This is a genomic window from Stenotrophomonas sp. 109824_Sma, from assembly GCF_056480025.1.
This window is the reverse complement of sequence record NZ_CM151078.1, coordinates 3674702-3699761: the sequence shown is the minus strand read 5'-3', so window position 1 is coordinate 3699761 and position 25060 is coordinate 3674702. Positions and strand designations below refer to the sequence as shown.

General features: G+C 67.4%; 20 protein-coding genes. 14 read left to right on the top strand and 6 right to left on the bottom strand.

Annotated features, from left to right (window positions below; translation table 11 throughout):
* Window positions 1–82: 82 nt before the first annotated feature.
* Window positions 83–1372, bottom strand: a complete 1290-nt coding sequence (locus ACZK1G_RS17445) for an ATP-binding protein (protein ID WP_101765966.1) — start codon at window positions 1370–1372, stop codon at window positions 83–85.
* Entirely contained in the window at window positions 1369–2106 is a 738-nt protein-coding gene (locus ACZK1G_RS17440) for a winged helix-turn-helix domain-containing protein (RefSeq protein WP_075676450.1), read from the bottom strand. Before ACZK1G_RS17440 ends, ACZK1G_RS17445 begins: the two co-directional genes overlap by 4 nt.
* A gap of 180 nt (window positions 2107–2286) precedes the next feature.
* Between ACZK1G_RS17440 and ACZK1G_RS17435 the strand changes: the two genes are divergently transcribed.
* Window positions 2287–3573, top strand: a complete 1287-nt coding sequence (locus tag ACZK1G_RS17435; protein ID WP_101765965.1) for an O-acetylhomoserine aminocarboxypropyltransferase/cysteine synthase family protein — start codon at window positions 2287–2289, stop codon at window positions 3571–3573.
* A 491-nt stretch (window positions 3574–4064) separates the two neighbouring features.
* On the opposite strand, the gene ybaL is transcribed toward ACZK1G_RS17435, so the two are convergent.
* Together ybaL and ACZK1G_RS17425 are read right to left on the bottom strand one after the other, a co-directional pair.
* Window positions 4065–5762 carry a YbaL family putative K(+) efflux transporter gene (gene ybaL / locus ACZK1G_RS17430; protein WP_049443065.1) on the bottom strand — a complete coding sequence of 566 codons (1698 nt, stop codon included), beginning with the start codon at window positions 5760–5762 and terminating at the stop codon, window positions 4065–4067.
* A 151-nt stretch (window positions 5763–5913) separates the two neighbouring features.
* The gene (locus ACZK1G_RS17425) at window positions 5914–8301 is read right to left on the bottom strand and encodes a TonB-dependent receptor plug domain-containing protein (RefSeq protein WP_101765964.1); all 2388 of its coding nucleotides are present in this window, start codon (window positions 8299–8301) and stop codon (window positions 5914–5916) included.
* 335 nt (window positions 8302–8636) lie between these two features.
* Between ACZK1G_RS17425 and ACZK1G_RS17420 the strand changes: the two genes are divergently transcribed.
* Window positions 8637–10502 carry an ABC-F family ATP-binding cassette domain-containing protein gene (locus ACZK1G_RS17420; RefSeq protein ID WP_049443063.1) on the top strand — a complete coding sequence of 622 codons (1866 nt, stop codon included), beginning with the start codon at window positions 8637–8639 and terminating at the stop codon, window positions 10500–10502.
* 74 nt (window positions 10503–10576) lie between these two features.
* Here the strand turns inward: ACZK1G_RS17420 and ampR are convergent, their stop codons facing one another.
* On the bottom strand, window positions 10577–11443 hold the full coding sequence (gene ampR / locus ACZK1G_RS17415) for a LysR family transcriptional regulator AmpR (RefSeq protein ID WP_101765963.1): 867 nt from the start codon (window positions 11441–11443) through the stop codon (window positions 10577–10579).
* Between the two features lie 175 nt (window positions 11444–11618).
* Here ampR and blaL2 point away from each other — a divergent pair, with 175 nt between their 5' ends.
* The 4 genes from blaL2 (at window position 11619) to ACZK1G_RS17395 (ending at window position 16210) form a co-directional block, all read left to right on the top strand.
* Entirely contained in the window at window positions 11619–12533 is a 915-nt protein-coding gene (gene blaL2 / locus ACZK1G_RS17410; protein WP_101765962.1) for a L2 family extended-spectrum class A beta-lactamase, read from the top strand.
* 85 nt (window positions 12534–12618) lie between these two features.
* Window positions 12619–13848 carry a cation:proton antiporter gene (locus tag ACZK1G_RS17405; protein WP_101765961.1) on the top strand — a complete coding sequence of 410 codons (1230 nt, stop codon included), beginning with the start codon at window positions 12619–12621 and terminating at the stop codon, window positions 13846–13848.
* A 104-nt stretch (window positions 13849–13952) separates the two neighbouring features.
* The gene (locus tag ACZK1G_RS17400; protein ID WP_101765960.1) at window positions 13953–15509 is read left to right on the top strand and encodes an ArnT family glycosyltransferase; all 1557 of its coding nucleotides are present in this window, start codon (window positions 13953–13955) and stop codon (window positions 15507–15509) included.
* 59 nt (window positions 15510–15568) lie between these two features.
* Window positions 15569–16210, top strand: a complete 642-nt coding sequence (locus ACZK1G_RS17395) for a hypothetical protein (protein ID WP_101765959.1) — start codon at window positions 15569–15571, stop codon at window positions 16208–16210.
* A gap of 145 nt (window positions 16211–16355) precedes the next feature.
* Here the strand turns inward: ACZK1G_RS17395 and ACZK1G_RS17390 are convergent, their stop codons facing one another.
* A complete protein-coding gene (locus tag ACZK1G_RS17390) occupies window positions 16356–17102 on the bottom strand; it encodes a DUF3011 domain-containing protein (protein ID WP_049442645.1) in 747 nt (248 codons plus the stop codon).
* Between the two features lie 159 nt (window positions 17103–17261).
* Between ACZK1G_RS17390 and aspS the strand changes: the two genes are divergently transcribed.
* The 8 genes from aspS to ACZK1G_RS17350 all read left to right on the top strand — a co-directional run bounded on the left by aspS (window position 17262) and on the right by ACZK1G_RS17350 (window position 24708).
* The gene (aspS, locus tag ACZK1G_RS17385; RefSeq protein WP_049442644.1) at window positions 17262–19013 is read left to right on the top strand and encodes an aspartate--tRNA ligase; all 1752 of its coding nucleotides are present in this window, start codon (window positions 17262–17264) and stop codon (window positions 19011–19013) included.
* A 16-nt stretch (window positions 19014–19029) separates the two neighbouring features.
* Window positions 19030–19350: a hypothetical protein gene (locus ACZK1G_RS17380; RefSeq protein WP_049442643.1), complete on the top strand. Its 321-nt coding sequence runs from the start codon at window positions 19030–19032 to the stop codon at window positions 19348–19350.
* A gap of 31 nt (window positions 19351–19381) precedes the next feature.
* Window positions 19382–19903: a GNAT family N-acetyltransferase gene (locus tag ACZK1G_RS17375; protein ID WP_014038229.1), complete on the top strand. Its 522-nt coding sequence runs from the start codon at window positions 19382–19384 to the stop codon at window positions 19901–19903.
* Window positions 19904–19978: 75 nt separating this feature from the next.
* A complete protein-coding gene (locus tag ACZK1G_RS17370; RefSeq protein WP_101765958.1) occupies window positions 19979–20611 on the top strand; it encodes an esterase/lipase family protein in 633 nt (210 codons plus the stop codon).
* A gap of 162 nt (window positions 20612–20773) precedes the next feature.
* On the top strand, window positions 20774–21505 hold the full coding sequence (locus ACZK1G_RS17365) for a YebC/PmpR family DNA-binding transcriptional regulator (RefSeq protein ID WP_014038227.1): 732 nt from the start codon (window positions 20774–20776) through the stop codon (window positions 21503–21505).
* A gap of 105 nt (window positions 21506–21610) precedes the next feature.
* Window positions 21611–22132: a crossover junction endodeoxyribonuclease RuvC gene (gene ruvC / locus ACZK1G_RS17360; protein ID WP_049442642.1), complete on the top strand. Its 522-nt coding sequence runs from the start codon at window positions 21611–21613 to the stop codon at window positions 22130–22132.
* A gap of 13 nt (window positions 22133–22145) precedes the next feature.
* Window positions 22146–22739 carry a Holliday junction branch migration protein RuvA gene (gene ruvA / locus ACZK1G_RS17355; protein WP_014648163.1) on the top strand — a complete coding sequence of 198 codons (594 nt, stop codon included), beginning with the start codon at window positions 22146–22148 and terminating at the stop codon, window positions 22737–22739.
* 49 nt (window positions 22740–22788) lie between these two features.
* A complete protein-coding gene (locus ACZK1G_RS17350) occupies window positions 22789–24708 on the top strand; it encodes a potassium transporter Kup (RefSeq protein ID WP_014038224.1) in 1920 nt (639 codons plus the stop codon).
* The last annotated feature ends 352 nt before the right edge of the window (window positions 24709–25060 follow it).

The following is a 25060-nucleotide window of genomic DNA, read 5'->3' as shown; positions in this document are numbered from 1 at the left end:
GCCAGCGTGGCGATACGCCGGCGACCGATCCGTCCGCAGTTGTGCGGGAGTTGTAATCAACTGTAATCGCGGCCCAGCGCGTTCAGCTGGCAGCCAGCGGCCAGTGCATTTCCAGGCGTGCGCCGCCCAGCGTGGCGCGACTGATGCGCAGCTCGCCGCCGTGGCGGGCTGCAATGCGGCCGACGATGGCCAGGCCCAGGCCGAAGCCGCCGGTGTCGCGGCTGCGGCTGTCATCCAGGCGGGTGAACGGGCGCATCACCTTTTCGTGGTCGGCCTCGGCGATGCCCGGGCCGTCATCGTCCACGCGCAGGCAGGCGCGTCCGCCCACACCCACCAGCGACACTTCCACCTGCGAGCGCGCGTGGCGCAGCGCATTGCCGACCAGGTTGCTCAGCGCCAGCTGCAGCAGGCGTGGCTCGGCATCCACGCGCTGCAGGGCGCTGGGCTGCACGCGCAACACCAGGCCGGCACGTTCGGCATCGCGGCGGCCATCGGCCAGGCAGGCCTGCAGCCAGTCGTTGGCTTCAATCCGCTGCATTGGTTCGCCTTCGCTGGGATGCTCCAGCCGTTCGTAGGCCAGCAGTTCGCTGACCAGCCGGTTGAGCTCGGCCAGGTCGCCGTGCAGGCCTTGTGCCAGCCGTACGCGGCGATCGCGATCATCGCTGTCCTGCATCAGGTCCAGGCCGAAGGCCACGCGTGCGATGGGCGTGCGCAGTTCGTGCGAAATGGCATGGGTGAGGTCGCGCTGGCGCTGCACCAGCTCGGCCACGCGCGCGGCCATGCGGTTGGAATGGTCGACGATGACGCGTATCTGCGAGCGTGGCGAAACCTGCGCGCGCGCCTGCAGATCGCCGGCACCGATGCGATCGGCGTGCCGGCGCAGGGCTTCCAGATCGCGCCAGAGCAGGCGTACCCAGGCATACAGGCTGGCGCCGACCAGCAGCAGGATGCTGAGGTAGGCCGCGATGGTCATGTACATCGTCATCTGCACCGCGCCGGGCAGGCGCAGGTGCAGCCAGCGGCCGCCGATGCCCTCGATGGGCAGCAGGACCTGCTGGTACTGATCGCGCACGATGAAGCCATCGGCCTGCACGGCCGCCTGTTCCTGCGGTGTGAGCGCGGGAGGATTGTCGAGCAGGGTCAGGGCGATGCCGTAGTGTGGTTGCAACTGCTGCAGGCGCTCACGCTGCTGGCCGGCGTCCAGGCCCGCAAGGCCACTGCGCAGGGCGTACACCTGCCCGCGTACCTGCTCCACGAACACGCGATCCTGCACGGGCGTGTAGATGCCATCCAGGATGTGGTTGAGGAAGAACACCGAGACCAGGAAGCAGGCGCCGGTGACGAACCACAGCCACAGGAACAGCCGCTTCATTCCGACCAGGCCGCAGGATTGAACTGGTAGCCGCGCCCCCACACGGTCTTGATCCGCCGCGGTTCGCGCGCATCGTCGCCGAGCTTGCGGCGCAGCTTGCCGATGCAGACGTCAACGCTGCGGTCCAGGCCGTCGAAGCCGATGCCGCGCACCGCCTGCAGGATCTGGTCACGCGACAGAATCTGCCCCGGCTGGCTGGCCAGCAGCCACAGGATCTCGAACTCGGTGGTGCCCACATCCACCGCCGCACCGTGCAGATGCACTTCACGCTGCATGCGATCGATCAGCAGTTGCCCATGCATCAGCCGGCTGGGCGTGCCGGTGTTGCTGCTGCCATGGCGGCGGCGCAGCAGGGCGCGCAGGCGGGCCAGCAGCAGGCGTGGTTCGATCGGCTTGTGCACATAGTCATCGGCACCCGATTCCAGGCCCAGCACCTGTTCGATGTCGTCCTCGCAAGCGGTCAGCATCAGGATCGGCACATCGGAGAAGCTGCGGATCTGCCGGCACACATCGATGCCCCCGAGGCCGGGCAGCATCAGGTCCAGCACCACCAGTTCCGGGGCATGCTGCCGGCAGGCCGCACCGGCAAGGTCACCACGGGGCACGTGCTGCACGGCGAAGCCATGTTCGTGCAGGTAGTCGCTCACCAGTTCGGCCAGGCGACGGTCGTCCTCCACCAGCAGGACCGACGTGGGCGAACTGCTGGCAGGGGGAGTCCAGGGGGATGGCTGCATGCGTGGGGCCTCCGTGCCCGGGCAGGAGCGCCCGGCGGCGAAGCCTAGCAACGGCCCATGACGGCTGCCTGAATCGCGGCCAACCTGATAACCGCGGGTACGGACGTCATCGCCAGCGGCTTTCAGCGGCCGGCCCCGGCTGGCCTATGGTGGCGGTTTCCCCGGATGGAGCCTGGTGCAATGAGCGACCCGCAGTGGCAACTGGAAACCCTGGCCGTGCACGGCGGCTACCGTCCCGACCCGACCACCCGCGCGGTGGCGGTACCGATCTACCAGACCGTAGCGTATGCGTTCGATGACACCCAGCACGGTGCCGACCTGTTCGACCTCAAGGTGCCGGGCAACATCTACACCCGCATCATGAACCCCACTACTGACGTGCTGGAGCAGCGCCTGGCCGCGCTGGAAGGCGGCATCGGCGCGCTGGCGCTTGCCTCGGGACAGGCCGCGATCACCTATGCCATCCAGACCATTGCCGAGGCCGGCGACAACATCGTCGCCTCCAGTGCGCTGTACGGTGGCAGCCTCAACCTGCTGGCGCACACGCTGCCGCAGTACGGCATCCAGGCGCGTTTCGCCGATCCGGCCGATCCAGCCGCGTTCGCCACCCTGATCGACGAACGCACCAAGGCGGTGTTCGTCGAATCCATCGGCAACCCGCGCGGCAACGTCACCGACATCGCCGCCATCGCCGAGGTCGCGCATGCCGCCGGCGTGCCGCTGATCGTCGACAACACGGTGGCCACGCCGTTCCTGCTGCGCCCGTTCGAGCACGGTGCCGACATCGTGGTGCATTCGCTGACCAAGTACCTCGGCGGCCACGGCACCAGCCTGGGCGGCGCGATCATCGATTCCGGCCGCTTCGACTGGGCCGCGCAACCCAACCGCTTCGCGCGCCTCAACCAGCCAGACCCCAGTTACCACGGCGTGGTCTATACCGAAGCACTGGGGCCGGCGGCCTACATCGGCCGCGCGCGCGTGGTGCCACTGCGCAATACCGGCGCGGCGCTGTCGCCGTTCAATGCCTTCCTGATCCTGCAGGGCATCGAGACCCTGGCCCTGCGCATGGAACGCATCAATGCCAATGCGCTGGCCGTCGCGCAGTTCCTGAAGGCGCATGCCAAGGTGGGCTGGGTGCGCTACGCCGGACTGGCCGACGACCCGGAGCATGCCGCCGCGCAGCGCTACCTGGGTGGGCACGGCTCGGGCGTGTTGACCTTCGGCCTGCCCGGTGGGCGCGAGGCCGGCGCGCGCTTCCTCGATGCACTGAAGCTGTTCACCCGCCTGGTCAACCTGGGCGATGCGAAGTCACTGGCCACCCATCCGGCCTCGACCACCCATCGCCAGCTGGATGCAGCGGAGCTGGCAAAGGCCGGTGTCAGCGAGGACACCGTGCGGCTGTCGATCGGCATCGAACACATCGGCGACCTGCGCGCCGACCTGGAGCAGGCCCTGGCCGGCGCCTGATAGCCGCACGCTTGGTGCATATCGCCACAGGCGATCACCACTGGCAACGCGATGCGCTACGGTGGAACTGCCTCTCCAAGGCAGTGGCAACGTGGCGATCCAGATCCCCGGTCGATGCGGGTCGACCGGGGATTTTTTGTTTCCCATGCACCGTTGGCCGGCATCCAACCCGGTAGATCCACGCCATGCGTGGATGTATCTCCATCGGAATCGAACATTCCGACATTTCATCGAACAGCATCCACGCATGGCGTGGATCTACTGCAGATCGCAGGAAATTGTCGAAGGCGGGGTAGGTCCGGTTGCAGGGGCGTGAGCGCCATGGATGGCACGACCGAGCCTCCATGGACGGATTCACGGCGTCCCCTGCAACCGGAGCCGCCCCGCCATCCCACGGAATGCCAGCTTTTGCTGTTGCCGTTGCCGTTGCCGTTGCAGTTGAAGTTGTCTCGGCAGGTGCAGGGCTGCAAGCCCTGCCGCACGCACACCCCTCACACCACCGGAATGCTGTGCTGCCCCAGATTCCGGTACGGCGGCGTGGACATGATCATCTCCGCCAGCGAATACGCCAGCTCGCGCTCGGCCATCACCGTGCCATCGGCGCCGTGCTCCAGCAGATGCTTCACTTCGGCATCGCTGTGCGCACGCGCCAGCAGGGTCAGCTCCGGGTTGATCGCACGCAGCTTGGCCAGCGCCTCGCCGGCTTCCAGCGGCTGCGGAATCGCCAGCACTGCGATCTTCGCGCGCTCGGGATGGGCCTCGGCCAGTACCCGGTCGGCGGCGGCGCTGCCACGGATCGCCGCGATGCCATTGGCATGCGCTCGCTCCACGTGGTCCTTGTTGTCATCGATCACCAGCACCGGTACGCCGCGATCCCGCAGCACCTGCGCCAGCTCGCTGCCGACCCGGCCGTAGCCGATCACGATGGCGTGCGCGTTCAGGTCACGCGACGGGCCGATGGCTTCTTCCGGCTCGGCCGGCTGCGGCTGCTGTTCCTGCTTGGCCTGCCAACGGTCCAGCAGGCCGAACACCAGCGGGTTGAGCATGATCGACACCAGCGCACCGGCCAGCACCAGCGACTGGCCTTCCTTCGGCAGGATCTGCAGTGCCACGCCGAGGCCGGCGATGATGAAGGCGAATTCGCCGATCTGCGCCAGGCTGGCCGAGATGGTCAGTGCGGTGCTGGTCGGGTGGCCGAATGCACGCACGATGAAGAAGGCGGCGGCCGACTTGCCGAACATGATGATCAGCACGGTGGCCAGCACCTGCCACGGGTGCTGGATGAGGATGTTGGGGTCGAACAGCATGCCGACCGAGACGAAGAACAGCACCGCGAACGCATCGCGCAGCGGCAGCGAATCATGCGCGGCCTTGTGGCTCAGCTCCGATTCGTTGAGCAGCATGCCGGCGAAGAACGCGCCCAGCGCGAACGAGACGCCGAACAGCATCGCCGAGCCGAACGCCACGCCCAGCGCGATCGCCAGCACCGACAGGGTGAACAGTTCGCGCGAACCGGTACCGGCGATACGTTCGAGGATCCACGGAATGACCCGGCGCCCGACCACCAGCATCACCGCCACGAACAGGCCCAGCTGCACGAAGGTCCAGCCGATGTCGGCCAGCACGCTGCCCAGCGAGTGCGATTCCTTGGCCGCGTCGGGGCCGAACACACCGGCCATCACCGGCATCATCACCAGCGCCAGCACACAGGCCAGGTCTTCCACGATCAGCCAGCCGACCGCGATCTTGCCGCGCATGGTCTCCAGCAGGCGGCGTTCCTCCATCGCCCGCAGCAGTACCACGGTACTGGCGGTGGCCAGCGAGAAACCGAAGATGACGCCATGGATGGCGGGCCAGCCCATCAGCGAGGCCACGCCCCAGCCGAGCAGGGTGGCCACGGCGATCTGGCCGATGGCACCGGGGATGGCGATGGCCTTGACCGCCATCAGGTCCTTCAGCGAGAAGTGCAGGCCGACGCCGAACATCAGCAGCATCACGCCCAGCTCGGCCAGCTGGTTGGCCAGCGCCTGGTCGGCGACGAAGCCGGGAGTGAACGGACCTACGCAGATGCCAGCAACCAGGTAACCGACCAGGGGAGACAAGCGGAGCTTGTTGGCCAGCGCGCCGAAGATGAAGGCGAGCCCGAGGCCAACGGCAACGATGTTGATCAGGTCGGTGTCATGGTGCATCGGCACTCGCAGGCAATCGGGGGTATCCCGATTTTCACCGATGAGGCCAGATACGGCAAACCTTAAATGCGAATGGGGTCAGATCCCTTTTCCGCAGGAAAAGGGATCTGACCCCACCAGGGGATTGCCGGCCAGCGGCCGGCGCTACCACTTACCAGGTGTACTTGACCCGCCCGTACACGTACGCGCCGTTGAAGCCGAACGGCGAGTAGTTGCTGTACGGCAGCATGCCGAAGGTGGAGTTCTGCAGGTCTTCGGTGCGGTCCGGGTACTCGTTCAGCAGGTTGTCGGCACCGACGGTCAGCGTCCAGTTGCTGCTCGGCTTGTAGCTGGCCGAGGCATCCAGCACCCACTTGTCACCGTAGGTCTGGTCGCGCAGCGCGGTGGCCGAGTTGCGCACGGTGAACTTGCCGTAGCGGGTTGCGGCCAGGCCCAGTTCCCAGTGATCCGAACGCCAGGTGCCGCTCAGGATCGCCTTGTCGCGTGGGTAGCTGTCCTCGATGCGGCCGATCTCATCGCGGCCGATCAGCGACTGGTTCAGGCCCAGCGTGCCGAATACCGCCGGGGTGCCGCTGACGCGGCGCACTTCAGTGTCGTTGTAGCTGTACGCGGCGGTCAGTTCCAGGCTGCTGGCACTGAACGGCACCGTGTAGCTGGACACGAAGTCGACGCCACGGGTGCGCGTATCCAGGCCGTTGGTGAAGTACGAGAACGCGGTCACCTGCGGCAGGCCGAGCGTGGTCAGCAGCGCGCTGCTGGCGGCATTGGTGGTGATGCTCGATGACAGCGCGATGCGGTCGTCGATGTCGATCTGATACGCATCAACGGTGATGTACAGGCGGTCGACCGGCTGCAGCACCAGGCCCAGGCTGTAGGAGGTGGAGGTCTCGGCCTTCAGCGGCGAGGCGCCCAGTGCCTGTGCGGCCTGGCTGGTGGTCGGGAAGGTACCGCGCTCGACGAACACGCCGTTGGTGAACTGGCTGGTGACCGCCTGGTAGCCCTGCTGCGCCAGCGACGGTGCACGGAAGCCGCTGGAGGCGGTGGCCCGCAGCGCGACCTTGTCGGTGAACGCATAGCGCGCCGACAGCTTGCCGGAGAAGCGGTCGCCGAAGTCCGAGTAGTCCTCGTAGCGGCCGGTGATGCCAGCCGAGAACTTCTCGGTCAGGTCGGCTTCCAGACCCGCATAGACCGCGTAGTTGTGGCGGTCGGCATGCACTTCATTGGTCGGGGTGAAGCCGCCGAAGCCCTGCGCGCCACTGCCGGTGTACGAGTTCAGCTCGCCCGGCTTCTGGTCCCACTTCTCCTTGCGGTACTCACCGCCGAAGGACAACGTGACCGGGTAGGCCAGGCCCCAGTCCAGCGACTTGGTCAGGTCGGCATTGAAGATGTCCTGCTGGTACTTCAGCGTGCCGTCGTAGAACGAGCGCGGGCTGGTTGCGCCGAGGCTGTAGTTGATGCTGTTGCGGGTGTGGAAGTCGAGGGTGTTCTCGCCGTGGTTCAGGCTCAGGTCCCAGGTCCAGCCGTTGTCGGTGTTGCCCTTGACCCCGGCCACCAGCGAGCGGTCCTTGGAGTACTGGTTGATCTCCGGCACGAAGCCGTCCGGATAGGTCTGCGCCAGCAGCGCCGTCTGCCCGTTGTGGTTGCGCGAGCGGTAGAACGCGAAGGAGGTGATGTCGCGGTTGCTGAGCAGCGCGCTGGCGTAGCCGGTCACGCGGTCGCTGAAATCGAAGCTGGCATTGACCGAGGCAGCGGTGGCATCCACGCGCGGGTCGCCGACGATGAAGGTCTTCTGGCCGACGCTCGGGTAGTTGCCGGTGTTCGGGGTGGTGCCGCGGTACGGGCCGGCACGGTTGCTCTCGTCCTGCTGGCTGATCTGGCCGGCCACGTGCACGCGGCCACGGCCGTTGCCGAACTCGACGCCGGTATCGCCGGAAAGCTGGTACTTGTTGCCGTCACCGGCCGAGTACTGGCCGTAGTCCACCGCCAGGCTGCCGCCACTGCCGCTGCCCTTGAGCACGATGTTGATGACGCCGGCGATGGCGTCCGAGCCGTACTGCGCCGACGCACCGTCGCGCAGCACTTCCACGCGCTCGATGGCGGCGATCGGGATCGCGTTGATGTCCACTGCCGACGAACCACGGCCGATGCTGCCGTTGACGTTGATCATCGCCGAGGTATGGCGGCGCTTGCCGTTGACCAGCACCAGCACCTGGTCCGGCGACAGGCCGCGCAGCTGCGCCGGGCGCACGCCGCTGGTGCCGTCGGTCAGGGCCGGGCGCGGGAAGTTCAGCGAGGGCAGCGCGCGCGACAGCGCGGTGGCCAGTTCGCTGGTGCCGGTGGACTGCAGGGCTTCGGGGGTGATGATGTCGATCGGCGACTGCGATTCGGCGACCGTGCGGTCGGCCACGCGGGTGCCGGTGACGATCACCGTGTCCAGGGTGTTGGCGGCGGTGCCGGTCTGCTGGGCAGCGGCGACGAACGGAGAGCCACCGAGTGCGACAGCGACGGCGGCGGCGATCAGGCTGGTCTTGCGGGTCATCGGGATGGGGCTCCGGTTGGCGGGGGCGGCACCGGAATCGACATCACGGGGGTGAGGCGGACGGCGGTTGTTGCGGTGCGCAAAGCAGGAATTAACGGGATATTCAGTGGCTGTCAAATGCCGGTCATCGGAAAAAACGTTGCAGCAGCAACCATTTAGCCCGGATCGGCACTCGCGGGGAGGGGGCCCGGGAGGCGCGCGGCGAGGACGTGGGAGAGAGGAACGCCGGCCGCCGCGCATCCCGGGGCGCGTCAAGTATTCGTTAACGCTAGAATTGCGTCGCAGGAACAGTGCTCACCAGCACATTCCATTCGGTTATATGGACGCCTTCCCCCATGATTTCGCTTCGTAATTTCGCCTTGCGCCGCGGCGAGCGGCTGCTGTTGTCCAATGTCGACCTGACCCTGCATGCCGGTTACCGGGTGGGTGTGGTCGGCCGCAACGGTGCTGGCAAGTCCAGCCTGTTCGCGGCGGTGAAGGGCGAGCTGGAGGCAGACAAGGGCGATGTCGACCTGCCCGGCAAGGTGCGCATCGCCAGCGTTGCCCAGGAAACCCCGTCGCTGCCCGACCCGGCGCTGAGCTTCGTGCTCGGCGGTGACATCGAGGTGGCCGCGGTGCTGGCCGCCGAGGCCGAGGCGACCGCCCGCGAAGACTGGGAGGCGGTGGCCGAGGCGCACACCAAGATGGCCGAGCTCAATGCCTACGACGCCGAAGCGCGCGCCGGCAAGCTGCTGCACGGCCTCGGTTTCCCGGCAGAGACCCACCACCGCGCGGTGTCCTCGTTCTCCGGCGGCTGGCGCGTGCGCCTGAACCTGGCCCGCGCGCTGATGATGCCAAGCGACCTGCTGCTGCTGGACGAACCGACCAACCACCTGGATCTGGACGCGGTGTACTGGCTGGAGCAGTGGCTGCTGAAGTATCCGGGCACCCTGCTGCTGATCTCGCATGACCGCGAGTTCCTCGACAACGTGGCCACCCACACCCTGCACCTGCACGGTGGCGGCGCCAAGCTCTATCCGGGCGGCTACACCGACTTCGAGCGCCAGCGCGCCGAACAGCTGCGCCAGCAGCAGATCGCGCACGAGAAGGAACAGGCCGAGCGTGCCCACCTGCAGAGCTTCATCGACCGCTTCAAGGCGCAGGCCAGCAAGGCCGCGCAGGCGCAGAGCCGCATGAAGCGCCTGGCCAAGCTGGCCGGCACCGAAGCGGTGCGTGCCGAGCGCGAGTTCCGCATCGAGTTCGCGCCGCCGGCCAAGCTGCCGTTCTCGCTGATCCGCCTGAACCACGTCGAGGCCGGCTACGGCAAGGACGCGGTGATCCTGCACAACGTCGGCTTCGGCCTGGAAGCGGGCCAGCGCATCGGCCTGCTCGGCCCCAACGGTGCCGGTAAGACCACCCTGGTGAAGACCCTGGTGGGCGAGCTGGCGCCGATCGTCGGCGAGCGCATGGCGCACCCGGACCTGAAGATCGGCTACTTCGCCCAGCACACGGTGGAGTCGCTGCACGAAGGCCAGTCGCCGATGGAGCATTTCCGCGAGATCGCGCCGGACGCACCGAACCAGTCGTTCCGCGATTTCCTTGGCAAGTGGAACTTCCCGGGCGACCGCGCGTTCGAGCCGGTCGATGGTTTCTCCGGCGGCGAGCGCGCGCGCCTGGCGCTGGCGCTGATCGCCTGGCAGCAGCCGAATGTGCTGCTGCTGGACGAACCGACCAACCACCTTGACCTGGAAATGCGCGAAGCGCTGGCCGAAGCACTGGCCACCTTCGAAGGCGCGATCGTGATGGTCTCGCATGACCGCCATCTGATCGGCCTGGTCTGCGATACCTACTGGCGCGTGGCCGATGGCGTGGTCGAGCCGTTCGACGGCGACCTGGATGCGTACGCCGCATGGCTGCGCACCCGTCCGCAGGCGCAGGGTACCAAGGCGCGCATGGAACAGGTGGAAGAGCCGGTGGTGGTCAAGACCGCCCCGGTGGCGCAGGTGGTGCAGAAGAAGCCGGTGAACCCGCACAAGCTGGCTGCCGCCGAGGCCAAGGTGGCCGAGCTGGAAGGCGCGGTGGCCGAGCTGGACCGCCAGCTGGCCGACCCGGCCAACTACGCCGACGCCACCCGCATGGCAGTGATCGGCCGCGACCGCGAAACCGCCGCCGCGCAGCTGGAAAAGGCCGAAGCCGCCTGGATGGAGCTGCTGGAGTCCTGACTCCGCGAAAAAGGGGACGGAGGGGATTAAGTCGTATGTGCACATACGACTTAATCCCCTCCGTCCCCTTTTTGTTATGTGCCCTGCGCCTGCAGCCACTCGCGGAAGCGCTTGGCCGGCTCGCGCTCGGCGCGCGAGCGCAGCCGCGTCAGCCAGTAACGGCCCAGCTCCAGGGTGGTGCCGAAGGGCTGCAGCAGGCGGCCTTCGGCCAGTTCCTGCTCGAACATGCGCAAGGGCAGCAAGGCCACGCCGGCACCCCCGGCGGCAGCCATCGCCACCGTCAGCGACGAATCAAACATCGGCCCGCGGGCTTCCACGCCGCTGACCCCGGCTGCCTGCAGCCAGCGCGGCCATTCGTCGCTGCGGTAGGAACGCAACAACGGCAGTGTGGCGAGGTCGCGCGGTTGCTTCAGTCGCCGCGCCAATGCCGGGGCGCACAGCGGTGTGAACGGCGCATCGAGGATCGCCGTGCAGGCCTGGCCCTGCCAGTCGCCATCGCCGAAGCGGATCGCCAGGTCCAGCCCTTCGCCGGCCAGGTCGATGCGGTTGTTGTGGGTCTGCAGGCGCAGCTCGATGTCCGGGTGCGCGGCCTCGAACGCCGCCAGCCGTGGCAGCAGCCAACCGGTGGCGAAGGTGCCGACCACGCCCAGCGTCAGTACTTCGCGGGCCGGCCCGCCGGTGTAGCGCGCGATGCTGGCCGAGATGCGCTCGAACGATTCGTTGAGTACCGGATACAGCGCCGCGCCCTCGTCGGTCAGCGCCACGCCGCGCGGCAGGCGATGGAACAGGCGGATGCCGAGCCGGTCCTCCAGCCCCCGGATCTGGTGGCTCAGCGCGGCCTGGCTGACGCACAGCTCGAGCGCGGCACGGGTGAAGTTCTGGTGGCGGGCGGCGGCTTCGAAAGCGCGCAGCGCGTTCAGCGGCAGGGTCGGGTGCAGCATCGGAAAGCCGTGAGCCAGGGTGATGGCTGATCCTACCCGTTCACTGAGGAATTTCGTAAATCTCAATGAGTTGATTGCGACAGGTATGAATTCAACTTATGGCTTGCCTTGATTTTTCGCGCTGGTCGGCTGCAGTGGAGGCGCCAATAATCGAGCGGTCACCAGGAGAACCCCTATGCTCGCCCGTCGCCGATTCCTGCAGTTCAGTGGTGCTGCCGTTGCTTCCTCGCTGCTTGCCCCGGCGTTGGCGCGAGCTGTTGCCCCTTCGTCCGGCACACCCGCCGCGAACGCCGCCATTGCCGGCGCCGCCGATTTCGCCGCGCTGGAGAAAGCCAGCGGTGGCCGCCTGGGCGTCACCGTGCTGAACACCGGTAATGGCCGTCGCATCGGCGGGCATCGGCAGGACGAGCGCTTCCCGATGTGCAGCACGTTCAAGTCGATGCTGGTTGCCCATGTGCTGAGCCTTGCCGATGCAGGCCGCGTTTCGCTCGACACCCGTGTGCCCATCGCCGAGCAGGATCTGCTGTCCTACGCCCCGGTGGCGCGCCGCCATGTGGGCAAGGACCTGACGGTGCGCGACCTGTGCCGGGGCACGCTGACCACCAGCGACAACACCGCGGCCAACCTGCTGCTGGACGTGGTGGGCGGGCCGTCGGCGCTGACGGCATTCCTGCGCGGGCAGGGCGACAGCGTTACCCGCAATGACCGCAACGAGCCGGACGTGAATCTGTTCGCGAAAGGAGACCCGCGCGATACCACCAGCCCGGCCGCGATGGCCACCAGCCTGGCCCGCTTCGCGGTGGGCAATGGCCTGCAGCCGGCATCGCGCCAGCAGTTCGCCGATTGGCTCATCGACAACCAGACCGGCGATGCCTGCCTGCGCGCCGGGCTGGGCAAGCGCTGGCGGGTGGGGGACAAGACCGGCAGCAACGGTGATGACACGCGCAACGACATCGCCGTGCTGTGGCCGCATGCGGGCGGCGCGGCGTGGGTGGTCACCGCCTACCTGCAGGGCGCATCGGTCGATGACGATCAGCGTGCAGCGGTGCTTGCACGGGTGGGGGCGCTGGCCGATGCGATGATCGGATGAGGTAACCGGGGTCATTCGAAAATGGCTTGCCGGATCGGTCGGGCACGCGCATCCTGCGCGCGTTCGAACCCCACGGAAGACCCCGATGAGCCATGAGTTGATCTACCTGCTGCTGATCTTCGCGCTGCTGGTGATCCCGCGCGCGCTGCAGCGCTTCAGCCTGCCGGCGCCGTTGACCTGCCTGCTGTTCGGCATCATCGGCATGCTCTGGCTGGGCGACCAGGCACACGACGCGGTGATCGGTCTGCTGGCCACGCTGGGCATTTCCTCGCTGTTCCTGTTTGCCGGCCTGGAAGTGGATCTGCAGGCGTTGCGCCGTGGCATGTGGCCGCTGCTGGCGCACCTGGTGATCCGTACCGGCACGCTGTTCGGCGTGGGCTGGCTGGCCTGGCGCTACGCGGGGCTGCCGTGGCAGGCCGCCGGGCTGCTGGCGCTGGCGCTGCTGACGCCCTCCACCGGCTTCATCATGGATTCGCTGTCGCGGCTGGGCCTGAGCGAAGACGAGCGGTTCTGGGTGACCAGCAAGGCCATCGCCGGCGAACTGCTGGCGCTGGCGGCGTTGTTCATCGTGCTGCAGGCCGGCGACCCGGGGCACATGGCGCTGTCCAGCCTGGCCCTGCTGGCGATGATGGTCGGCCTGCCGCTGCTGTTCATCGCGCTGGGCCGCTGGGTGGCGCCGCACGCGCCGGGTTCGGAGTTCTCGCTGCTGGTCATGGTCGGCATGGTCGCGGCGTACATCACCTATCTGCTGGGTGTGTATTACCTGGTCGGTGCCTTCATCGCCGGCCTGGTCGCGCGCCTGCTGCACCAGCGCATGCCGCTGCTGGCCTCGCACGAGAACCTGCATGCGCTGCGCCTGTTCGCCTCGTTTTTCGTGCCGTTCTATTTCTTCAACGCCGGCACCAAGGTGCCCAGTGAAGCGCTCAGCTTCGAGGCGCTGGGGCTGGGCATCGTGATCACCCTGGTGGTGCTGCCGCTGCGCATCGGCGTGGTCTGGCTGCAGCGCCGGGTGATGTTCGGCGAGAGCTTCCGCAGCAGCCTGCGGGTCTCGCTGGCGCTGGCCCCGACCCTGATCTTCACCCTGGTGCTGGCGGCGATCATGCGCGAGCGTTTCCAGATTCCGGCGGTGCTGTTCGGCGCGCTGCTGCTGTATGCCGCACTGACCACGCTGTTGCCGTCGCTGGTGTTCCGCACGCCGTTCGACGTCGATCCGGTGGAGCAGGAACCGGCGGGCGAGGGCGAGTCCGCGCCGGTCGCGGCCACCGAAGTCATCCACGCCGCGCCGCTGAAGGCGCCGCTGCCACCGCAGGGCTGAGCCGCAGCCGCGCGCAGCGGCTTGCACTCGCGTGCGCCAACACAGACACTGCGCGCCCGTGAAGCGCGCCCTGTCGTGGGCGGCCACAGTCAGGAGCAACAGGCGTGACCCAGGAAAGCAACCCAGACCGCAGCCTGTTGCCGGGCAAGATCCTGTTGTGGTTTTCGGCGGTCGCGCTGCTGATCCTGCTGGTCTGCAGCTGGTCAATGCCACCGGTCGATGCTTCCGGTTTCCGGCAGACGCAGACTGCACTGTCGATCGACTGGTTGCTGCGCGGTGGCCCCTGGCTGGACTACGTGACCCCGGTGCTGGGCGCACCCTGGTCGATTCCATTCGAGTTCCCGTTCTACCAGTGGTTGGCGGCATTGCTGTCCAGCATCACCGGCATGAGTGCCGACAACAGCGGGCGGCTGGTCTCCACCGTCTTCCATGTCGGCTGCATCTGGCTGGTCTACCGCACGCTGCTGGCGTGGCGCCCTGACCGCACGCTGGCGCTGTGCGTGGCCGGCGCCTTTGCCGTCTCGCCGTACGCGCAGTTCTGGGGGCGCTCGGTGATGATGGAGTCCAGCGCCGTGTTCTTCGGCCTGCTCTTCGTCTGGGCGATGGCGCGCCTGCGCAGCCAGCCGCGCGCATGGATAGGCCTGGTCGCCATTGTCGCAGCGGTGCTGTCGGCGGCCATCAAGGTCACCTCGTTCTTCGGCTTTGCCGCGTTCGTTGCGCTGGCCTTCCTGTGGCTGGCCCTGCGTGAGCATGGCTGGCGTCCGCAGTGGCTGCAGCAGCATTGGCGCCTGCTGTTCTGGGGTGGCCTGTCCGCACTTGCCGTGCTGGCCACGCTCAGCCTGTGGCTGCAGCATGCCGACGCGCTGAAGGCGCAGTCGGCGCTGGGCCGGCAGATCACCTCCGATGCGCTGTCCGCGTGGAATTACGGCACCCTGCAGCAGCGCCTGGATCCGGCCACCTGGTGGGGCACCGTGTTCAAAAAGCGCTTCTCCGGTGCGATCGGCTCCAACTGGATCTTCCTGATCTTCGTCATCGCCGGGCTGTGGCAGAAGCGCACGCGCGTGGCGGTGGGGATCCTGCTGCTGGCCTACCTGGCGCCGTTCCTGGTCTTCACCAACCTGCACATCGCCCATCCCTACTACCAGGCGGCCAACATCGTGTTCGCCACTTCGATCATCGGCCTGGTGCTGTGGTCGACGGTGCTGGCGGCCGAAGCGGCGGGCAAGCCTCGCCGTGGCGTCGCCCTGGCGATCTTCCTGTGCGTGCTGTCGGTGGGCTTTGGCCTGGTGAAGTCGCTGAAGGACATCAAGGAAGCACGCCAGCCGACACCGGTTTCGCAGATCGCCGATGTCATCCGCGCCGGTACGACGGCGCAGGGCGTGGTGATCGCATTCGGACAGGACTGGTCCTCCGAACTGCCGTATTTCTCCGGCCGCCGCGCCGTGATGATTCCGGACTGGGCATCGGACGACGTACTCGCATCGCTGGCTGCAGATGACGCGGCACTGGGTGGATTGCCGCTGGCCGCACTGGTCAACTGCCCCAACCAGCTGGGCAGCAGCCCCGAGCGCGTGCAATGGCTGGCCGAGATCACCCGCCGCTATGCCGCCGGTGGCCAGAAGCAGGAGCTGGGTGGCTGCGAGGTCTGGCTGCACCCCTGAGGTGACGTGGCCGGTCCGCGCGGTTTGCGTGCTCCGGCCCGGGTGGTTAGGGTTGGGGCATGAGACTGCCTGCCGTTGTTACCGCTTCCGCCCTCCTGCTCAGCCTCGCTGCCTGTTCGCAGCGTTCCGATACGGTCGCCCATGATCTGGCGACCGCACCGGCCGATGCCTTCGTGGCCGCCATCGCCGCGCATTGCGGCCAGGCCTATGAGGGCCGGGTGGTGGAGGACACGCCGGCACCGACCGGCAAGGACCCGTTCGCCGGCCAGCGCCTGGTGATGCATGTGCGCGGCTGTGCCGATCCTGCCCATGAATTGCGGATTCCCTTCCATGTGGGGGATGACCACTCGCGCACCTGGGTGCTGACCCGCACCGAAAACGGCCTGCGCCTGAAGCACGATCACCGCCATCAGGATGGCAGCGCGGATGCGATCACCCTCTACGGCGGTGACAGCACGCCACCGGGCACCGCCGAGCGCCAGCAGTTCCCGGCCGACGCCGACTCGGTGGCGATGTTCCGTCGTGCCGACATGCTGGCCTCCACGCACAACACCTGGGCGATGGAGATCGACCCCGACCAGACCTTCGTCTATGAACTGACGCGCCCGGAGGGCCGCCGTTTCCGCGTGAAGTTCGACCTGAGCAAGCCGGTCGACCTGCCCCCCGCACCGTGGGGCGACGAGAAGGCGCCCGCACCCTGATCCCGGGGTCGGATCCCTCCCGAGGAGGGCTCCGAGCCCGGAAAAATTCCCAGTAGATCCATGCCATGCGTGGATGCGGGATACCTGACCGGGGTCAGAGCCCTGGCCGTCGGCCAGGGATCCGACCCCATGCTCAAACCAGCACTCAGCGCGCGCCGAAGCGCGCCCGGCAACCATTGCTCACCCACACCTGGCCGCGTGCGTAGCCCCAGCTGCGGCCCTCCTGGCAGGCGCTGCCGGACAGTTGCTGCTGCAGCACCGGCCGACCCTGGCGTTCATCCCAGTCGCAGTTCTGCGTGCGGTTGTTGTTGCTGCTGCAGGTGATCGAGTAGTTGCTGTTGCCGCCGCCCCAACCACCACCGCCGCTACCGCCCCAGCCGCGGGCCTCGGCGAATTCGGCGCGGCAGCCGCCACTGACCCAGATCGCGCCATTGCGCACGCCCCAGGTGCGGCCTTCGTTGCAGGGGCTGCCGGACAGCTGGCGGACCAGCCGGGCATTGCGCCAGCCGACCGGGCAGCTGCGCTCGCGGTTGTTCTGGCTTTCGCAGCGGATGGTTTCGCCGGGCCGGCCGTTGTTGCCTCCCCAGCCACCGCCATTGCCGCCGCCCCAGCCACCACGGGCCTCGACGAATTCGGCACGGCAGCCATTGGTGACCCAGATGCTGCCATTGCGGCTGCCCCAGGTGCGGCCTTCGTCGCAGGCGCTGCCGGACAGCTGGCGGACCAGCTGCGCATTGCGCCAGCCGGTGTTGCAGACCCGTTCGCGGTTGTTCTGGCTCTCGCAGCGGATCACCCCGTCCTGCGCGGCGGCCGGGGCGGAGGGCAGGGCGAGCGTGGCGATGGTGCCCAGGCTCAGGGTCACGGCCAGGCTGGCCAGGGACAGCGGTTTCATGGCGGCATCCCATACGGTGGCAGGTGCCTGACTATTGGGAAGGGGGCGATCAAGCCGGTGTGACTGGCCGGATTTGCCCCGGCCGGGGCCTCGGCCGCAGAATACGAGGCTTTCCGGCCCCCATCCGGTGCCGGCGTTCTCCAGCGGAGCTTCCCCCCAATGCGTACCCACTTCTGCGGCCTGGTCGACGAGACCCTGATTGGCCAGACTGTCACCCTCGCCGGCTGGACCGACGTGGCCCGTAACCAGGGCGGCGTCTGCTTCATCGATCTCCGGGATCATGAAGGCATCGTGCAGGTGACCGTGGAGGTCGACAACGCCGAAGTGTTCGCCGTGGCCGCGTCGCTGGGCTATGAGGACGTGCTGCAGGTGGAAGGCGTCGTGCGCGCCCGCCACGCGGTGAACGACAAGATGCGCACCGGCAAGGTGGAAGTGATCGCCACCGCCATCACCGTGCTGAACAAGGCCGCGCCGCTGCCGTTCCACGCCCACGAGAACCCGGGCGAGGAAACCCGCCTGAAGTACCGTTACCTGGACCTGCGCCGCCCGGAAATGCAGCGCATGCAGCGCACCCGCATCAAGCTGGTGCAGGCGCTGCGCCGCCATCTGGACGAAAAGGGCTTCCAGGACATCGAGACCCCGATCCTGACCAAGGCCACTCCGGAAGGCGCGCGCGACTTCCTGGTGCCGGCGCGCATGCACCCGGGCGAGTTCTACGCCCTGCCGCAGAGCCCGCAGCTGTTCAAGCAGATCCTGATGGTGGCCGGCTTCGACCGCTACTACCAGATCGCGCGCTGCTTCCGCGATGAAGCCCTGCGTGCCGACCGCCAGCTGGAATTCACCCAGCTGGACATGGAGTTCGCCTTCGTCCGCGAACGCGACGTGCAGGACTTCGTCGAAGACATGATCCGCGCCATCTTCAAGGAAGTGGTCGACGTGCAGCTGGATGCCAGCTTCCCGCGCATGACCTGGGCAGAGGCGATGCGTCGCTACGGTTCGGACAAGCCGGACCTGCGCATCGCGCTGGAGCTGGTCGACGTGGCCGAGCTGGTCAAGGACAGCGAGTTCCCGGTGTTCACCGGCCCGGCCAATGATGCCGAAGGCCGCGTCGCCGCGCTGCGCATCCCGGGCGGTGCGTCGCTGAGCCGCAAGCAGATCGACGAGTACGCCGCGCATGCCGCCAAGTACGGCGCCAAGGGCCTGGCCTACATCAAGATCGCCGACAACGGCGAAGTCAGCTCGCCGATCCAGAAGTTCTTCAGCGAGGAATCCTTCGCTGCGCTGGTGGCCCACGTCGGCGCCGGCAACGGCGACATCGTGTTCTTCGGCGCCGGTGGCTACAACAAGGTCTCCGACTTCATGGGCGCGCTGCGCCTGAAGGCCGGCAAGGACTTCGGCCTGGTCGCCGACGGCTGGGCCCCGCTGTGGGTCACCGACTTCCCGATGTTCGAGTGGGACGAGGAAGAACAGCGCTACGTCGCCCTGCATCACCCCTTCACCGCACCGGCCGTGGACGACATCGCCGATCTGCGCGCCAATGCCCGTACCGCCGTCTCGCGCGGCTACGACATGGTGCTCAACGGCAATGAAATCGGCGGCGGTTCCATCCGTATCCACCGTCCGGACATGCAGAGCGCGGTGTTCGAGCTGCTCGGCATCGGTGCCGAGGAAGCCCGCGCCAAGTTCGGCTTCCTGCTCGACGCGCTGAACTACGGCGCGCCGCCGCACGGTGGCATTGCCTTCGGCATCGACCGCATCGCTGCGCTGATGGCCGGCACCGAATCGATCCGCGACGTCATCCCGTTCCCGAAGACCACCGGTGCACAGGATCTGATGACCGACGCGCCGTCGCCGATCGTCGATACGCAGCTGGCCGAAGTGCACATCCAGGTTCGCCCCAAGACCAACTGATCAGGAGATCCAGGCAATGACCGAGTTTGCGTTTTCGCTGGAGTGGGAAAAGCTGGGCAATGAAGGCTCCGAGGCCACCCTGGTCACCGAGCGTGCACGCGTGTTCGGTGGTTGGCTGGTCCGCGTCGGTACCAACCCGGCGGCGATGGCCCTGACCTTCGTCGCCGACGGCGAAGGCCGTTGGGACGGTGAAGACTTCGGCGTCGAGGATTACGAGGACGACGAAGAGGAAGAGTACGACGAGGACGAGGAAGGCGAGGAAGAAGAGGACGAAGACGAAGAGGAATACGAGGAAGAGGACGAGGAAGAAGCAGCGGAATCGTCTGAAAAGGCTTGACCCGCGCTTCGCCCTGACGTCAACTTCCTGCATGTATTCGATCCGCCGCGCCACTGTGGACGACGCGCCGACCCTGTCGGCGCTGGCCGCGCGCACGTTCACCGAAACCTTCGGCCATCTGTATCCGCCGCAGGACCTGCAGGCCTTCCTCGAGGAGGCCTACACGGTCGAGCGCCAGCGCGTGATCCTGGCCCACCCGGACTACGCGGTGTGGCTGCTGGAACTGGATGGGGAGGCGGTCGGCCACGCCGCCGCCGGCCCCTGTGGCCTGCCGCATCCGGATGTGAAACCCGGTGACGGCGAACTCAAGCGCCTGTACCTGATCAAGACGCAGCAGAGCTGCGGCTGGGGCAGCCGCCTGCTGGAAACCGCGCTGGCCTGGCTGGAACACGAAGGCCCGCGCACGCTGTGGCTGGGCGTGTGGTCGGAGAACTTCGGCGCGCAACGCTTCTACGCCCGCTACGGTTTCGAGAAGGCCGGCGAGTACCTGTTCCCGGTCGGTGACACCCAGGACCTCGAATTCATCCTGCGCCGCGCGCCGCGCGCGGCCTGACGTTCACCGCCGCTTGCTGCGCGCGCGTGTTCAATCACCTCACGTTCCTGCCCCGCTGACCGCCAGGCTGTTTGCATGACTCCCCCCGTATTGCTGCTGCATGGCATCTGGAATGCCCGTGCCTGGGTCGGGCCGCTGGCCTGGCGCCTGCGCGCGCGTGGTTTCCAGGTGCACGCGTTCGGCTATTCCTCGGTGTTCGGTGGCCCCGACGTGGCCGTGCCGCAGCTGCTGGAACGCCTGGCCGATGCCGGACCGCTGTCGCTGGTCGGTCACAGCCTGGGCGGATTGCTCGCGCTGGAGGCCTTGCGCCGCCAGCCGCAGCTGGACGTGCAGCGCGTGGTCTGCCTGGGCTCGCCGCTGCGCGGCAGCGGCACTGCGCGTTCATTGTCCGAGCACGGGTGGGGCCTGGCGCTGGGCCGCAGCAGCGAACTGTTGCTCGATGGCCTGCCGGACTGGCAGGGCAAGGCCGAAGTCGGGCTGATCGCCGGCTCGGTACCGCATGGGCTGGGCAGCCTGCTGGGGGCGATCGACGATGCCTCTGATGGCACCGTGGCATTGGCCGAGACCCGCCTGCCGGGCCTGGCCGACCATTGCGTGGTGCGTACCAGCCACAGTGGCCTGGTGGTGTCGCCCGATGCCGCGCGGCAGACCGCGCATTTCCTGCGCCACGGCCAGTTCGACCACGGCCGCGACGCCGCCGCCGCATGATTGAGTAGGTGCGACCGGCCTGCCTCGGTGGGTGCGAACCGTTGGTTCGCACGCTCTACGCCGGGCATGACCTGGCAGCATCCCTCCGCCCTAGACACGGTTGCAGCGCCCGATCAGGTAGAATCCGCGCCTTGATCCTGAAGCAGCCAGACGGTAGCACCCATGGGTAGAGGCCCCTCCATCGAAGCCCGCAAGAACGCGTCCGACGCGAAGCGCGGCAAGATTTTCACCAAGATCATCCGCGAGATCGGCGTGGCCGCGCGCGGCGGTGGAGGCGACCCCAACAACAACCCGCGCCTGCGCGTGGCCGTGGACAAGGGCCTGGCCGTGAACATGTCCAAGGACGTGATCGAGCGCGCCATCAAGAAGGCCACCGGTGAACTGGAAGGCGTCGACTACGAGGAAATCCGCTACGAGGGCTACGCCCCGGGTGGCGTTGCCGTGATCGTCGACTGCCTGACCGACAACCGCGTGCGCACCGTGGCCGATGTCCGCCATGCGTTCAGCAAGTGCGGCGGCAACATGGGCACCGAAGGCTCGGTCGCCTTCATGTTCAAGCGCCTGGGCGTGCTCAGCTTCGCCCCGGGTGCCGACGAGGAAGCCATCACCGAAGCGGCCATCGAGGCCGGCGCCGATGACATCGTGGTCTACCCGGACGACGGCTCGATCGACGTGGTCACCAGCCCTGACGCGTTCAACGCGGTCAAGGACGCAATGGCCGCCGCCGGCCATGTCGCCGACCACGCCGAGGTCACCTTCCGCGCGGACAACGACATCAAGGTCGAAGGCGACGTCGCCCTGCAGGTCAAGAAGCTGCTCGACATGCTCGAAGACCTGGACGACGTGCAGGACGTGTATTCCAACGCCGAACTCGGCGCCGACGCCTACGCCTGAGCCGTCCTCGACGGCCTGGGCGCGGGCCGTTGAACGGTCACCGCGGACAGTCATGAGCCCATACGCCTGCCAGCGCACCCCGTTCCGCCCCGCCAGGAGTGCCGCATGACCCGCATCCTCGGCATCGACCCCGGTTCGCAGCGGACCGGGGTCGGCATCATCGATGTCGACGCCACCGGCCGCGTCAGCCACGTGCACCACCAGCCGCTGGTGCTGCTGGGTGCCGACGACTTCCCGCAGCGCATGAAGCTGCTGGTGCTGGGCCTGGCTGACCTGTGCCGGGAATACCAGCCCAATGAAGTGGCCATCGAAAAGGTGTTCATGGCCCGCAATCCCGATTCGGCGCTGAAGCTGGGCCAGGCCCGGGGCGCGGCGATCTCGGCCGTGGTGCTGCGCGACCTGCCGGTGCACGAATACGCCGCCAGCGAGATCAAGCTCGCAGTGGTCGGGCGCGGTGGCGCCGAAAAGCAACAGGTTCAACACATGGTCGGGCTCATGCTCAACCTGAAAACCAAGCTGCAGGCCGACGCGGCCGACGCGTTGGCGGTGGCGATCACCCATGCCCACGTAAGGGCGACGGCCAACCGCCTGGGGCTCAGTGCCCGCCAGGCGTGGGGCCGCAAATGAGGAGCTGCACGCAATGATCGGTCGACTGCGCGGCATCGTCGCCTACAAGGCGCCGCCGTGGCTGGTGGTGGACGTGAACGGAGTGGGCTACGAACTGGAGGCGCCGATGAGTACCTTCTACGACCTGCCCGAGCTCGGCCGCGAGGTCACCCTGTACACCCATTACTCGCAGAAGGAAGACAGCGTCTCGCTGTACGGCTTCCTGCGCGAGGGTGAGCGGCGCCTGTTCCGCGACGTGCAGAAGGTCAGCGGCATCGGCGCGAAGATCGCGCTGGCCGTGCTGTCCGGTGTCAGCGTCGAGGAGTTCGCGCGCATGGTCCAGGCCGGCGACATCACCGCGCTGACCCGCATCCCCGGCATCGGCAAGAAGACCGCCGAACGCATGGTGCTGGAGCTGCGTGACCGCGCCGCCCAGTTCGGTGCCGGCGGCGCGCTGCCCACCGGCAGTGGCCCGGCGCCGGCCGATCCGCTGTCCGATGCCACCGTGGCCCTGCAGCAGCTGGGCTACAAGCCGGCCGAAGCGGCACGCATGGCCCGCGACGCCTTCAATGAAGGCGACGAAGTGGCCACCGTGATCCGCAAGGCGCTGCAGTCGGCGCTGCGCTGACCCGCCTCCCTTTCCCTCAACGAACCGCCTGAGCTTCGCCAGGAGTCCCATGTCCAGCAGTCAAACCCCGCACGCAGCTGCCCCCGGCGGCCACGGTCACGCCCCTCCCGCCGGAGGCATGGCGCTGATCATCGGTGCGATCGGCGTGGTCTTCGGCGATATCGGTACCAGCCCGCTGTACACCCTGAAGGAGGCGTTCTCGCCGCACTACGGGCTCAACAGTGACCATGACACCGTGCTGGGCGTGCTGTCGCTGGCGTTCTGGGCGCTGAACATCGTGGTCACGCTGAAGTACGTGACCATCATCATGCGCGCCGACAATGACGGCGAGGGCGGCATCATGGCGCTGATGGCGCTGACCCAGCGCACGCTGCGCAACGGGTCGCGCTCGGCCTACGTGGTCGGCATCCTCGGTATCTTCGGTGCCTCGCTGTTCTTCGGTGACGGCGTGATCACCCCGGCGATTTCCGTGCTTGGCGCGGTCGAGGGCCTGGAGGTGGCCGCGCCCGGCCTGCATGCCTTCATCGTGCCGATCACCGTGGTGGTGCTGCTGATGGTGTTTGCCGCGCAGCGCTTCGGTACCGAAAAGATCGGCAAGGCGTTCGGCCCGATCACCTCGGTCTGGTTCATCTCGCTGGCCGCGATCGGCATCTACAACATCGTCGACGCGCCGGAAGTGCTGAAGGCCTTCAACCCGTGGTGGGCGATCCGCTTCTTCATGGAGCACAGCTGGCACGGCATCTTCATCCTTGGCGCGGTGGTGCTGGCGGTGACCGGTGGCGAGGCGCTGTACGCCGACATGGGCCACTTCGGCGCCAAACCCATCCGCCACGCCTGGTATTTCTTCGTGCTGCCGTGCCTGGTGCTGAACTACCTGGGGCAGGGCGCACTGGTGCTCAACCACCCCGAAGCGCTGAAGAATCCGTTCTTCGAGGCGGTGCCGCCGTGGGCGCTGTACCCGATGATCATCCTGGCCACAATGGCGGCGGTGATCGCGTCGCAGTCGGTCATCACCGGTGCGTTCTCGGTCTCGCGCCAGGCCATGCAGCTGGGTTACATCCCGCGCATGCGCATCAAGCACACCTCGCACGACACCATCGGCCAGATCTACATCCCCGGCATCAACTGGGGTATCGCGGTGATGGTGATCGGCCTGGTACTGGCCTTCCGCAGCTCGTCGAACCTGGCCGTGGCCTACGGCATCTCGGTGTCGGCCACGATGCTGATCGACACCCTGCTGTTGGCCCTGGTGGCCCGCTCGCTGTGGCCGAAGGCCCGCAAGTGGATCCTGCCGTTGTGCGTGGTGTTCTTCATCATCGACCTCGGCTTCGTCATCGCCAACGGTGCCAAGCTGCTGCAGGGCGCCTGGTTCCCGGTGGTGCTGGGCATCTTCCTGTTCACCATGATGCGCACCTGGCGCCGTGGCCGCGAGCTGCTGCGCGATGAGATCCGCAAGGACGGCATCCGCCTGGACACCTTCCTGCCGGGCCTGATGCTGGCGCCGCCGGTACGCGTGCCGGGCACCGCGGTGTTCCTCACCGCCGACCCGACCGTGGCCCCGCACGCGCTGATGCACAACCTCAAGCACAACAAGGTGCTGCACGAGCGCAACGTGTTCCTGCACGTGGAAACCCTGCCGATCCCGTATGCGATGGAAGGGCAGCGGCTGAAGATCGAATCGGTGGGCGACGAGTTCTATCGCGTCTACGTCCGCTTCGGTTTCATGGAGACCCCGGACGTGCCACTGGCGCTGATGCGCTCGTGCGACCACGGCGGCATCTACTTCGACCCGATGGACACCACCTTCTTCGCCAGCCGCGAGACCATCGTCGCCACCGCCAACCGCGGCATGCCGATCTGGCGTGACAAGCTGTTCGCGCTGATGCATCGCAACGCCGCCCCGGCCACGGGCTTCTTCCGTATTCCGGGCAACCGCCTCGTGGAACTCGGCGCGCAGGTGGAGATTTAATCTCCACCTGCGCTACGTCCCACGATTTGCTGCGCAAACCGTGGGCTCCGCACGCATTCCACCTAATCCCCCCGCCTGTCGGCGCACCCCCTTGAACAACAAGGGGGCTCCGCTTGCGGAGATGCCGCGTGCTTGAAGCTTGGCCCACTCTGCTCTCCAGTTTCCTCCACGCCTGGATCTACCGTGCCGACCAACGGTCGGCACCCACCAAAGCAGAACGCCGTTCCGACAGACCGCAGGAAACTGTCGAAGGCGGGGTGGGGCCGGTTGCGGGGGCGTGAGCCGCATGGATGCGGCGACCGAGCTTGCATGGACGTACTTGCAGCGTCCCCCGCAACCGGACCCACCCCGC

Coding starts and splice junctions, on each gene's coding strand:
- blaL2 (WP_101765962.1), top strand. CDS start 11,619: ATGCTCGCCCGTCGCCGATTCCTGCAGTTCAGTGGTGCTGCCGTTGCT.
- aspS (WP_049442644.1), top strand. CDS start 17,262: ATGCGTACCCACTTCTGCGGCCTGGTCGACGAGACCCTGATTGGCCAG.
- ruvA (WP_014648163.1), top strand. CDS start 22,146: ATGATCGGTCGACTGCGCGGCATCGTCGCCTACAAGGCGCCGCCGTGG.
- ACZK1G_RS17365 (WP_014038227.1), top strand. CDS start 20,774: ATGGGTAGAGGCCCCTCCATCGAAGCCCGCAAGAACGCGTCCGACGCG.
- ACZK1G_RS17350 (WP_014038224.1), top strand. CDS start 22,789: ATGTCCAGCAGTCAAACCCCGCACGCAGCTGCCCCCGGCGGCCACGGT.
- ACZK1G_RS17375 (WP_014038229.1), top strand. CDS start 19,382: ATGTATTCGATCCGCCGCGCCACTGTGGACGACGCGCCGACCCTGTCG.
- ACZK1G_RS17435 (WP_101765965.1), top strand. CDS start 2,287: ATGAGCGACCCGCAGTGGCAACTGGAAACCCTGGCCGTGCACGGCGGC.
- ACZK1G_RS17425 (WP_101765964.1), bottom strand. CDS start 8,301: ATGACCCGCAAGACCAGCCTGATCGCCGCCGCCGTCGCTGTCGCACTC.
- ACZK1G_RS17380 (WP_049442643.1), top strand. CDS start 19,030: ATGACCGAGTTTGCGTTTTCGCTGGAGTGGGAAAAGCTGGGCAATGAA.
- ACZK1G_RS17440 (WP_075676450.1), bottom strand. CDS start 2,106: ATGCAGCCATCCCCCTGGACTCCCCCTGCCAGCAGTTCGCCCACGTCG.
- ACZK1G_RS17390 (WP_049442645.1), bottom strand. CDS start 17,102: ATGAAACCGCTGTCCCTGGCCAGCCTGGCCGTGACCCTGAGCCTGGGC.
- ACZK1G_RS17370 (WP_101765958.1), top strand. CDS start 19,979: ATGACTCCCCCCGTATTGCTGCTGCATGGCATCTGGAATGCCCGTGCC.
- ACZK1G_RS17405 (WP_101765961.1), top strand. CDS start 12,619: ATGAGCCATGAGTTGATCTACCTGCTGCTGATCTTCGCGCTGCTGGTG.
- ACZK1G_RS17395 (WP_101765959.1), top strand. CDS start 15,569: ATGAGACTGCCTGCCGTTGTTACCGCTTCCGCCCTCCTGCTCAGCCTC.
- ybaL (WP_049443065.1), bottom strand. CDS start 5,762: ATGCACCATGACACCGACCTGATCAACATCGTTGCCGTTGGCCTCGGG.
- ruvC (WP_049442642.1), top strand. CDS start 21,611: ATGACCCGCATCCTCGGCATCGACCCCGGTTCGCAGCGGACCGGGGTC.
- ACZK1G_RS17445 (WP_101765966.1), bottom strand. CDS start 1,372: ATGAAGCGGCTGTTCCTGTGGCTGTGGTTCGTCACCGGCGCCTGCTTC.
- ampR (WP_101765963.1), bottom strand. CDS start 11,443: ATGCTGCACCCGACCCTGCCGCTGAACGCGCTGCGCGCTTTCGAAGCC.
- ACZK1G_RS17420 (WP_049443063.1), top strand. CDS start 8,637: ATGATTTCGCTTCGTAATTTCGCCTTGCGCCGCGGCGAGCGGCTGCTG.